6 protein-coding genes are annotated in these 12,708 nt (G+C 39.3%); all 6 read left to right on the top strand.

Annotated elements, in window-relative coordinates:
* On the top strand, positions 1-1,457 hold a 1,457-nt coding region (locus RLO81_RS01425), incomplete at its 5' end, for a HEAT repeat domain-containing protein (RefSeq protein ID WP_350106154.1).
* Between the two features lie 122 nt (positions 1,458-1,579).
* A complete protein-coding gene (locus RLO81_RS01430) occupies positions 1,580-3,232 on the top strand; it encodes an nSTAND1 domain-containing NTPase (RefSeq protein ID WP_350106156.1) in 1,653 nt (550 codons plus the stop codon).
* A 208-nt stretch (positions 3,233-3,440) separates the two neighbouring features.
* On the top strand, positions 3,441-4,700 hold the full coding sequence (locus RLO81_RS01435) for a WD40 repeat domain-containing protein (RefSeq protein WP_350106159.1): 1,260 nt from the start codon (positions 3,441-3,443) through the stop codon (positions 4,698-4,700).
* Positions 4,701-4,706: 6 nt separating this feature from the next.
* A complete protein-coding gene (locus RLO81_RS01440; RefSeq protein ID WP_350106161.1) occupies positions 4,707-5,789 on the top strand; it encodes a porin family protein in 1,083 nt (360 codons plus the stop codon).
* Between the two features lie 9 nt (positions 5,790-5,798).
* Positions 5,799-7,028, top strand: a complete 1,230-nt coding sequence (locus tag RLO81_RS01445; RefSeq protein WP_350106164.1) for a hypothetical protein — start codon at positions 5,799-5,801, stop codon at positions 7,026-7,028.
* A 73-nt stretch (positions 7,029-7,101) separates the two neighbouring features.
* Positions 7,102-12,708 (top strand): PKD-like domain-containing protein (locus RLO81_RS01450; protein ID WP_350106167.1); only part of this gene is annotated, 5,607 nt, incomplete at its 3' end.

The following is a 12,708-nucleotide window of genomic DNA, read 5'->3' on the forward strand; positions in this document are numbered from 1 at the left end:
AGTATGCTGCTGAATTATTGGGAAATTCTGAAGATGAAGAGAATATATCCGTACTTATCGAGCTATTAAATGATGTTGACCCTAAAGTAAGATATACTGCCATAAAAACAGCTCAAAGAAAGTTTAATAACGAGGTTTTAAATGCTTTAATAGACAATTTAGACAATCCTGTATATAGCGTGCAAGCTGCAAACGCGCTTACAGTAATTGGTGGAAAAGCGCTTAATGCTTTAGATAGCGCTTTCTATAAGTCCGGGCAAACAACACAGGTAATGCTCAAGGTCGTGCAAATCATAGGTCGTATAGGCGGTAATAAGGCAAAAGAGATTCTTTGGAATAAAATGGATTTCCCTGACAAAGTAATGGTTTCACAAGTATTGTTCGCACTTGGAAACGCGGGGTTCAGGGCTAGTATATCACAAATACCTAGAATAAAGTATGCTATAGAATCAGATATTGAAGATATTACCTGGAATTTGGCTGCTATTAACGAGGTAAGTGAAGAATACTTTGGTATAGAGATAAAAAAGGCATTAGATGAAGAGATTGATTATGATATTGATCATATCTACATGCTTCTCTCAATGCTTTATGATGCACAGTCCATACAATTGGTAAAAGAGAATATCGAGAGCCTTACAAGTGAAGGGGTAACTTATGGTATTGAACTGCTGGATGTGTTTCTTTCTGACGACTTAAAACAGCGTATTATACCTGTATTGGATGATTTGTCTTATGTAGAAAAGGCTAGAAGGCTGGAAATTTTCTATCCTCGAGAGCGATTAGATAATAAAATGACTCTTAAGTTCCTGTTGAATCGTGATTTCTCACAGACTAACAGATGGACCAAATCCTGTATTATTTATCAAATTGGTTTATTAGAAATAAGAGAGTTTTATTTTGATTTAATTGCCAACTTGTTTAATCCCGATGAACTTATAAGGGAAATGGCAGCCTGGGCACTTCATAAAATTGACAAATCAGCGTACAATGAAAATGTGAAGCGGTTAGGCTACAACGTGAAGCGTGAATTAGATCAAGTAATCGCAAACAATGAGGATGAACTTTCGAAATCCCTGCGATTTGAAAAAGTGTTATTTCTAAAAGGCATACCAGTTTTTAAAAACATCTTCGGCCTAGTATTGGCTGATTTAATAGATATAACTGATGAGGTAGCCATTGGTGAAGGCGAGACTTTATCAGTGGATGATCATTATAATGACAACTTCTACATTGTTTACAAAGGGAAAATAAATCTTTATGAAAACAGCAATGTAAAAGCAGAAGTGAATGTTGGTGAGTTTCTAGGGGAAATGATAAATACTGAAAATCACTTAAAATCAAATTTAATTTTGGCCTTAGAAGACACGGTTCTTTTAAAAATTAAGAAGGATGGTTTTTACGATCTTCTTGCTGATAATATAAAATTAGCCCATGAGATGATAGAATATGTATAGCATTAATCTAATATAATATTTTATTGGCAAGTTGTTTTTTAAGTCATAATACCTTTATTTTAAGTACTTTAGCAAAATATTTCGTTGTCTAATTTATTTTTTAAGCTTCAATATTTCTTCATATGTTAAATTATGAACTACATCAGAATGAAGAAGAACGTATTACCGAAGATGTAACAGTTCAGAATGATGTTGTTCTCAGCAACCCATTCCCAGGGTTAAGACCGTTTGGCGTTGAAGAAAATCATCTCTTTTTTGGGCGTGAAAGCCAGGTTGATGAAGTTTTATTAAAACTAGCTACCAACAAGTTTGTAACCGTAATGGGTTACTCCGGAAGCGGTAAGTCCTCTCTAATTTATTGCGGTGTAGTACCTGTTGTTTATGGTGGTTTCATGACTGACGTTGGACCTGATTGGAATATAATTATGACCAGGCCGGGTACATCGCCCATTCACAACTTAGGGTCTTCCATCCAGCGTTCAATGGATTCTGGGTATATAAACAAAGACGAAGCAAGAATAAGAAGGAGAGTATTATCCTCTATACTCAGAACAGACCCTAATGGACTTGTTGAAGTACTTGCTAAAAAATATCATACACAAAATCAAAATACATTAATTTTCATAGATCAGTTTGAGGAGCTTTTCAGATATGGAACAACTGATCAGCAGGCAGCTGAAGATGCGAGGCTTTATGTTAATTTAATTCTGGATGCTTGTAGAAATAGTAGCTTCCCAATCTATATCGCTATCACAATGCGATCCGATTATGTTGGAGAGTGTTCTAAGTTTCCTGGTCTTACACAGTTAATCAATGAAAGTAACTACCTGGTTCCGCAGATGTCCCGTGATCAGAAACGTATGGCCATTGAAGGACCTATTGCAGTAGGAGGTGGTCAAATTTCAAAACGACTACTTAAAAGACTATTAAATGAATTAGGCGACAATCAGGATCAATTACCTATTCTTCAGCACGCATTAATGCGTACCTGGAATTATTGGCTTAAAAATAGGGAAGAAGGTGAACCGATGGATATCGGCCATTATAATGCCATTGGTCGAATTACTGAGGCACTTTCACAACACGCCAATGAAACTTTTGACGAACTTAGTTCCAGACAAAAAGAAATCGCAGAAATTCTTTTTAAGTCTTTAACAGAAAAATCTTCAAATAACTTTGGAATGAGAAGGCCTGTTAAATTAAGCTTTGTTGCTGATTTAGCGGATGCAACGGAAGAAGAAGTAATTGCCGTTGTCGATCACTTTAGAGCCCCTGGGAGATCATTCCTAATGCCTCCGTCAAATGTGCGTCTAAATTCCGATTCACTTATCGAAATATCGCATGAGAGCTTAATGCGTATTTGGACGCGACTAAAAGTATGGGTGGATGAAGAGTTTGAATCTGCTCAAATGTATCGGAGGTTGTCTGAAGCTGCTGCCATGTATCAGATTGGCAGAACAGGACTATGGCGCCCGCCAGATTTGCAATTAGCATTAAACTGGCAGAAAAAGCAAAAGCCTACAAGAGCATGGGCAAGAAGGTATGACGAAGCCTTTGAAAGGGCAATTGTTTTCCTTGATACCAGCAGAATAACGTACGAAGCCGAGCAACGTAATCAGGAAATGCTTCAAAAACGTTTGGTAAAGCGTACAAAAGCAGTAGCTATTTTCTTGGGATTTGCAGCCGTTATCAGTATTCTATTTTTCGTGTATGCACTTACACAAAGTACTGAAGCAAAGCGTCAGGCAGAATTAGCGGAAGCTGAAAAAAATTGAAGCACAAAAACAAAGAGATATTGCCAATCTCGCCAAAATTGAAGCGCAGGAACAAACTAAAAAAGCTGAGGAGGCACTAGCTGATGCTAATGAGCAGCGCAAACGAGCGGAAGAAGCACTTACAAAAGCAGAATATGAACGCTTAAGGGCAGAACAAAACTTTCAGATAGCTCAGGAGCAAACTAATATAGCTAATAATCAAAAAGTTGTGGCCCAAGAGGCTAGGGACGAAGCTAGAAATCAATTTAAAAGGGCAGAAGAGAACTACAAAGATGCTCAGCGGTTGTTATATCAGTCAATTGCACAATCCATGGCGGTGAAGTCTCTTTCTATTGAAGACAATAATTTAAAAGGTGCCTTAGCTCAACAAGCTAAAACCTTCTTTGACGAATATCAGGGAAGGCACTATGACCCATATATTTATAATGGGTTGTATGCCGCCACAGCTGATTTTATTGGCAGAGAATACAATACTATTCCAAGGCTCCATAGAAATGCAGTGAGAACGATAGCTGTCGCTAATAATGGAACAAACTATTTCACAACAGGTACGCAAGGAAAACTCGTAAAGAGCACCACTGATGATCAGTCAAATAATGTGAGTTTGTTCTCCAATCAGTTTCCAAACAGGGCTTTATCAATAAATAGTAATGATGAGTGGTTGGCAATTGCTTCTGATTCATCTTACATTCAAGTGGTTAATACTCAAACAAATACATCCAATAAAATCGCTGGCCACAAAGGGTACGTGAATGATGTTGAGTTCGGAAATAATAAAAGTGAGTTTTATTCTACCGGTAGCGATAGATCTATAAGGTTGAATAATATTGAATCATTAAGTTCTGAAATACTCTTAAACACTCAATTTGAGTTGAAAGCAATTGATATAAATAGTAGTTCCAATTTATTAATTGCAGGTACTATTGAGGGAAATTTGATGTTATACGATCTTAATAATAAATCTGAAACTATCATTTATACCAACCCCGGTGTGCCTATTCAAAGTGTTCAATTTAGTCCTGACGACAAGTTAATAGTTTTTGGTGATGAAAAAGGAGTTATACATGTAATGAATGCCAGTAGTAAAGCCATACAATATGAATTGGTAGGTCACAAAGGTAGAGTGAGTACAATAGCATTTAGTCCGGATAACAAATTGATGGCGTCTGGAAGTTTTGATGGGGTAATTCAAATGTGGCCTGTTAAAGAATTGGGAGAACTACCTATAAGAATCACAGACAATGATGCTTATGTGTGGGATATTAAATTTAGCTCAGACTCACAATATATCATATCAGCTTGTGCTGATGGTGATGTCAGACTATGGCCAACGAATCCTGATAAATTCTCTGACCAACTATGTGAATATATTCAGAGAAATATGACAGAAGAGGAATGGAATACTTATGTTGGTGATGATATTAAATACAGGGCAACATGTGTTAACTTATTGGTTGAAGACTATTAATAGTAAATGTTAAAAAGGCTTTCTATAGTTTGGCTATTATTTGCAATGTGCCCGTTAGTTGTGGCACAGAAGGTGGATTGTGCCTACACACTAGAGCAAGCAAGGTCAAGCTTTGAAAAAGGACACCTATATTCAATACCATCAATTTTAAAACCCTGTTTGGATAATGGATTTAATAAAGTTCAAAAAATAGAATCCTATTTAATATTAACAAGAACATATTTGTTAATAGATGACCCTATAAGTGCTGAAGATAGCTATCTAAAATTACTAAAGCTAGATCCTGAATATGCAGTTGATCCTGATAACGACCCAGTGGATATCGTTTATCTAAATGAAAAATTTACAACAACGCCTATTTTTATTCTATACGCAAAAGGTGGGTTAAATTTTACCAACACTTCAACTATAATTAATTTTGGAGTTGATAATACAGAGCTATCCAATGAAGAATACTCCATGGGTACCGGTTTTAATATCGGTGGTGGCGCAGAATTAAACTTAAGAGATCACCTCAGTTTCGGGTTGGAAGTAAACTTCTTCAATCAGAGATATAATTATAAAAACACTTTATTTGATGGCGATGTGCAGGAAATGCTTGAAATCCAATCGCTATTGAATATCCCTGTTTTTATTAAATATCGAATGAAATTTAAAGATTGGCACCCATACATTTATGCTGGCTATTCCTTTAGTTATTTGATGGGATCCAGAGGCGAGTTGGAATTAAAGGATTTAGTCATCTCAGGTGAAGGTAACAGATCAGAAATAAGTGTTACTGGCCCAGAAGAAAATTTAATTGATCTTCGAAATAATTTAAATCACAACCTACTTGGTGGCATAGGAGTGAGGTATCGAGTAGGCTACAACTATGTTTTTTTAGATGCACGCTACACCTGGGGGATGAACAATATTGTTGATGAAGATAACCAATATGCCAACCAATCTCTGCTATATAAATATGGAATGGTCGATGACTATAAAAGACTAACTAATGTGGCTATTTCTGCTGGCTTTATTTGGCCGTTATACAAGCCTAGAAAAATTAATGAAGAAAAGGGGTTATTTAGACGGGTTTTTGACAAGTAATAATAAATCGTGACTAAGTATATTATCTATATATCTATTTTAATTTTCACACTTGGCTGTGATACAGAGGATACTTTGGAGCCCAGGTTCGAAGATTATTTCATCAAATATTATGGTGATGCTGGAGATCAGGTAGGAGTAGATTTTGTTGTGTTGAATGATGGGGGATATGTACTATTGGGAAAGAGCAACCTCACCAATTCAGGAAGCCAAATTTGGTTAACCAGAACAGATGAAATTGGGAATGAGATTTGGTCATCAACATTTGGGGGTAATCAGAATGAAGACCCTTCGGATTTGGAGTTAGATGCATCAGGCAATTTAATAATTAGTGCTACACTTACAGAGCTAAACTCTACATCTACAGATGTCATGATTTTAAAGGTTAGCCCCGAAGGTGCAAAAATTGATAGTGCTGTTTTTGGATTTCCAGGCACTTCAGAAGTGATAAATAGCATTTTGGTAGCATCTAATCAGGATATTATCGGTGTCGGATCAACTCAAAATGTGGATGTTAACAAGGCGGTCTACAATCCGGTTACAGATTTGCAGGATTTTTATTCAATTAGATTAAATAATAGCCTACAAAAGGTAGAATCTTTTCTTTGGAAAGAAAGAACGGGATTAGCTGGAATAGACATCGGCCGACAACTAGTAGAGCGACCAGATGGTACATTCATTTATTTTGGTACTTCGGACGATCCAAACTCAGGGGAACAGCAGGATGGGTTTAATATGATTTTATTTCCTGTCAATGAACTAGGAGATGCCACTTCAAACTTTGAAACACAGTATTATGGTACTTTAGGTGATGAAAGTGCAATTCAAATGATAACAACAATTGACGGTGGATATTCGATGGTGGGAACTTCAAATCAACAAGGGATCAATAGTATCTTCACAGCAAGGGTAAGAAGTAATATAAACTTTGTAAATGCGTCTAATCTAAGTCTTCAAAACGTAGCTAATGCCGCTTCTATCTCTCAATCAGTAAGTGGAGGGTTTTTTGTTTTGGGTACGTCTAATTTCGGTGTTAGTGGCAATTTAGAATTAGTTAAGATATCCGATATCGGTAGTATTGTATGGACCAAGACATTCGGTGGGGTAGATGACGATGCTGCGTCTAAGGTATTTCAGGCTGCTGATGGTTCAATTTATATTTTAGGCACGATAGAACTTGAAAGCCAAAAAAAAATCGCCTTTATTAAAACAAATTCAAGTGGAGAATTAAAACCATAATAATGAATTGGTTACGTTTATGAGAATTTTGATATTAAATAGTTGTTTATAAGATCAGTGCTTACTAGGCTTCATGTCAATTAATAATAGACTTACGTATTTGTTTAAAGGAATCATTTCCTTTTTGATAATTTCAGGTTCAGCACTGACTGCAAATGCACAGTGTTTTACTAATTTAAATGCGAATTATTGTATTGATGATGCGTCAGTTTCGATAACAGGATCTTGTACAACTTATTTTGGTCCCGGTATAACTACAAGTCCTACATGGGATCCTTCTGCTGCAGGTGTAGGTTCGCACGTTGTATATGGAGTTGATGGTTTAACTCCGATAACCACCTACACATTGGATCAATCAGGCACATTCAATCCTATTCCTGGTTCTGGTACGGCACTTACATTATGTGATGATTGTGGTGGCGGTCCGCCATTTCCAAATGAAGATGTCAACATAGGGTTCACCTTTAATTTTTATGGTACTGATTATACGTTAGTAAATGTTAATAATAATGGTTTCCTTCAGTTTGGAGGAAGTACTTCTGGTATACAAGCTTATACCTCTGATCCTCTGCCTACAATAAACCCTACTAATTTTATTGCCGGTGTTTGGGATGATTTAGATCCAACAACTGGGACTATCGAATATTTCACAACGGGCTCAGGTGATTTTGAAATATTTGTAATAAATTTTACGGGAGTTCGATATTTTGGGCTTTCAACCACAGTAAGCTTTCAAATTCAACTTCATGAAACAAGTAATATTATAGAGATTCATTCTTCATTGGTTGAGAATAATGCATCCACAAAAACTCAAGGAATTAATAATTCCGATGGTAGTAATGCCGTTTTTGTGGCAGGCAGAAATAATACAGATTGGATTGCTTCAAATGACTATGTAGCATTTATTCCAGACAACATTTCGTCACAAGCTGTTACAGTGAATGCCGCTCCTGATAATGGGTTGACATTATCTTATAACACTACATCTGTTTGTGAAGGCGAAACAATCACGATAGACATTTCTAATTCCCAAATGGGAGCTAATTATCAAATTTTTGATCAAACTGGTTTAACTAGTATTAGTGGTGTAGTGGCTGGTAATACTGGTCTTGCACAGATAACAACAACACCATTAACTACTTCCGAGACGGCATTAATACTAAGAAGTACATTTGGCTCCTCTGGGTGTGATGTTGATTTTGCGACTCAAGCCATTACAGTTAATCCAATCCCCGACATAAGCGTTAGTCCAACCACAGAGGCGATCTGCGATGGTAATAGTACTAATATTGCCTTAAGCAATCCGAATGGCTTTGGAGATGGATACTACTGGACGGTGAGTTCGAGTGGAGTAAGTGGAGCTAGTGCCCAAGGGAGTGTAGGCTCACCCGTTACTGGCCCGATTAACCAGTCATTGACGTTAGATGTAATTAATGTTTCCGGTACGGTGACTTATACCATTCATTCAGTGAATAGCACAAGTGGCTGCGAGAGCGCGGCACGCGTGGTGAATGTGGTGGTCAACCCAGCGGTAGTAGCGGATGCGGGCAGTACGGCCACGATTTGCAATGGAGCGAGTGTGACGCTAGGTGGCAGTCCAACAGCGACAGGCGGAGATGGGACATATACCTACAGTTGGGTGAGTGCACCTGCAGGCTTTACGAGCAGTGCATCGAACCCAGTGGTAAGCCCGGGCGTAACGACTACCTACACTGTAACGATCGATGACGGGGTATGTGCCACGGTCAATGACAATGTAACGATAACGGTGAACCCGATTCCCGGCCTACCGACCGCAGCGAGTCCGACCCCGATCTGTGTAGGGGATACCGATCCAACGCTGACAGCCACAGGTGCTGGTGGGGCGAGTTTCAACTGGTATGACGATGCCGCATTAACGAGTTTAGTCCAAGGTAACAATGCGAATTACACGCCAAGTGTGAGTGGATCAGCAGGCACGTATGTCTATTATGTCACCCAGACAGTGAGTGGTTGCGAGAGCGCGGCACGCGTGGTAAATGTAGTGGTCAACCCAGCGGTAGTAGCGGATGCGGGCACTCCGGCCACGATTTGCAATGGAGCGAGTGTGACGCTAGGTGGCAGTCCAACAGCCACAGGCGGAGATGGGACATATACCTACAGTTGGGTGAGTGTACCTGCAGGCTTTACGAGCAGTGCATCGAACCCAGTGGTAAGCCCGGGCGTAACGACTACCTACACTGTAACGATCGATGACGGGGTATGTGCCACGGTCAATGACAATGTAACGATTACGGTGATTAATTTTCCTGCTGCTCCTACTGTAACAAACCAAAACCAGTCAATTTGTGTAGGAGACGGCTTCCTTTTACCTACAGTGACGGGAACTAATCTGCAATGGTACAGTGATGGCGGTTTGACATCTCCAATCTTTACGGTAGACCCAGAAAACCCAACAGCCGGTGAATTAGGATTTATCGATAGTGCACCTGGAATTTATACTGCTTTTGTTACCCAATCAAATGGAGGGTGTGAAGGGCCTGCGACTAGAACAAGACTAATTGTCTCTCCGTTGCCTAGTAACTCATTGACACTTACGTATAGTAATACTGTTGTTTGTGATACGGATAATATTGTAATAACTATTCAAGCAAGTCAGACCAATGTAAACTATCAGGTTTTCGACAATTTTAACTCACCAATTAGTGATGTTGTAGCCGGTAATGGTGTCAACATAAACCTGGCCTCGCACCCACTAGACCCTACTCAAAACCAACTTGTAGTAAGGGCTATCAATAGTACTACATTATGTTCAAGCAACTTCCCACCTCAAGCTATAACGGTAAATAATTTACCTGCCACACCAAACATTAGTTCAAGTGGTAGCACCGTTTGTGATGGGACTAATCCTGATGTAACCCTAATGAGTGACCTTGCGCCAGCTAGCGGTTCTTATGAGTGGTATAAGAATGGTGTATTTACTGGAATCACTACTCAAACTATTAATATAAATGATCCTGCTGGAACAGGTAACTACCAGGTTTTAGTGATACATGGAACCACAGGATGTGAAAGTGCATTAAGTGCTATTGAATCTGTAACAATAGATAACCTACCAACTGCACCCAATGCTGGACCAGATATAGAGCAATGTAACACTCCGAATTTCACCATGGCTGCGAATACCCCTGTTGTTGGTTCTGGATCGTGGATAGAGGTGGGAGGCCCTGCTGGAATTGTAATAGATACACCTGGTTCACCAACGACAGCAGTGACGGGATTGACAGCTGGTACTTCTGCAACATTGCGTTGGACAATAACCAACGGTAGCTGTGCCATTTTTGATGATGTTGTTATTACCAATGTTCTTGATCCGATTGTTAATGTAATTAGCAATCAGGAACTCTGTGCAGGTGAATCAACAACTGCCATTAACTTTGGAGGAAATGCCTCAGATTACAACTGGACAAATGATCAACCTTCAATTGGATTGCCCGCAAGTGGTACTGGAAACATAGCTGCCTTTACGGCATTAAATAATACAGGGGCTCCGATAGTAGCAACATTCGAAGTTACGCCTTCAATTGGTAGTTGTACAGGTGTCAGCCAGTTCTTTACAATTACAGTTAATCCAGTTCCAACAATAGATCCAATTAGCTCAGTGGCGACTGGAACAGGCGTTTCAGTTGGACCAATAGCACTTACCACCAATACAGGAGGTGGTGAAACATTCACTTGGAGTGGTGGCGCTGATATTGGTTTATCCGATGAGCCAGGTGCTGTAGTGACGGAAATTCCGGCCTTTACAACTACAAATGCTGGTACAACGACTATTTCACGAGTAATAAGTGTTATTGCAGAAAAAGATGGCTGTACGGGCCCAACACGTGACTTTAACGTTACTGTATTCCCGATACCTGGTGCTGTGGCAGGCGATCAAATTATTTGTAGCGAGGATTTTTCTAGTATTCTAATCACTGAGACTGTAACAGGTACAACATTCACGTGGACTGTTTTTTCAGTTACGGGTACAGTTTCAGGTCAAAGTGGCGGGTCTGGAAACTTAATCTCTCAACAATTAACTAGTGCAACAGGTGGTACGGTTGAATATGAAATTATTCCAAGAGCTAATGGTATAGATGGACCACCTTCATATGTCACAGTTCAAGTAGAACAACAACCAGTTGGTAATTCAGTATCTGAATCTGCCGTTTGTTCGGGCACGACTTTGAATATTATACCTACTTCAAACGTTGCAGGAACAACTTATACCTGGACAGGAAGTAATGGAAGTGGTGGTTCTGGGAATATCACTGATACCCCAATTAATGCTACAACTAGTCCTACAACTATTGTTTACACAGTTATTCCTCGGGGTCCTGCACCTTTAAACTGTATTGGTGACCCTTTTACCATTGATGTTCCTGTGGATCCAATCCCTCAAATTACTAATGCAGATTTAGTTGATGATTTTTGTGGTTCTGGTACGGCTAGTTTTACTCCAACGATTAATGTTGCATCTTCTACCTATGCTTGGGAAGCAACAATATTATCTGGTACAGTTTCTGGGGTAACAGTAGGGATTGTAAATAATAGTCCAGTAAATGAACTCATTTCTAATACGGGAAATACCCAGGCGGTGGTTCGATACCGGGTAACCCCAACTGGGCCTGTTACATCTAGTTGTGTTGGTAACTTTGTTGATTATGTTGTAACAATAAATCCTATTCCAGATGTGGCGGCATCTAATCAGGAAATATGCAGTGGTGAATCTTCGAATGTAGTTTTGACTAATCCTAACGGTGTGGCCGGAACTATCTATTCCTGGACTATTGGTTCTGTTGTTGGTACTGTCTCAGGTCAGTCTGCAAGTAGCGGGTCAGTTATTAGTCAGGTTCTATCAAGCGCCAATGGCGGTACAGTAGAATATATTATTACTCCCCAGTTTAATGGTTGTGCTGGGAGTCCTATTACAAGAACGGTTAGAGTAGATCCAATTCCTGATGGTGTGGATGTACCTGTTGGAACATATGGTATTTGTTCAGGGCAATCAATTAATATTGATCCTGACTTGCATTTGATACAAGGAACTGCAGGAATCTACTTCTGGACTGGTAGTAATGGTAGTGGCGGATCTGGTAATATTATTGATACACCAACAAACAATACTAGTTCAACGATTGTGATTTCATATACCGTTGTGCCAGTGGGCCCTGCACCAACCAACTGTTTTGGTTTAGATTTCGTTATTGATGTTAGCGTAGATCCCGAACCTATTGGAAGTGATGAATTGCTTGAAATTTGCAGTAATTCTGGTGCGCTTTCATATGACTTACAAAATAATATTGATGGTAATAATGGTGTCGCTAGTACATTCAGTTGGATTGGCTTGGCGAATCCAGATGTTCTTGGTATTACAACATCTACATCAACAGATGCATTTATCAATGATAATCTAATAAATAGAACTACCTCAGATGAGTTGGTTACCTATGTTGTCACACCAAGCAGTGGGGGTTGTGATGGTACACCTTTCGAAGTGACGGTGCTGGTATCTCCCGAGCCAGTAGGTGTAGCGATCAGCAATTCACTATGCAGCGATGAAGTGCTGGGCACAGGTTTTGTTCTAGCTACCAATGGCACGAGTGTAAGTGCGAGCAGTTATACGATAGCTGTCAATGCGAATGGACTTACACAGTCA

Source organism: Fulvivirga sp., assembly GCF_040220315.1.
In the GTDB taxonomy this organism is placed as follows: domain Bacteria; phylum Bacteroidota; class Bacteroidia; order Cytophagales; family Cyclobacteriaceae; genus Fulvivirga.

What these genes read in the sequence shown, in the direction of transcription:
- RLO81_RS01430 (WP_350106156.1), top strand. Translation starts at nt 1,580, where the DNA reads ATGTTAAATTATGAACTACATCAGAATGAAGAAGAACGTATTACCGAA.
- RLO81_RS01440 (WP_350106161.1), top strand. Translation starts at nt 4,707, where the DNA reads ATGTTAAAAAGGCTTTCTATAGTTTGGCTATTATTTGCAATGTGCCCG.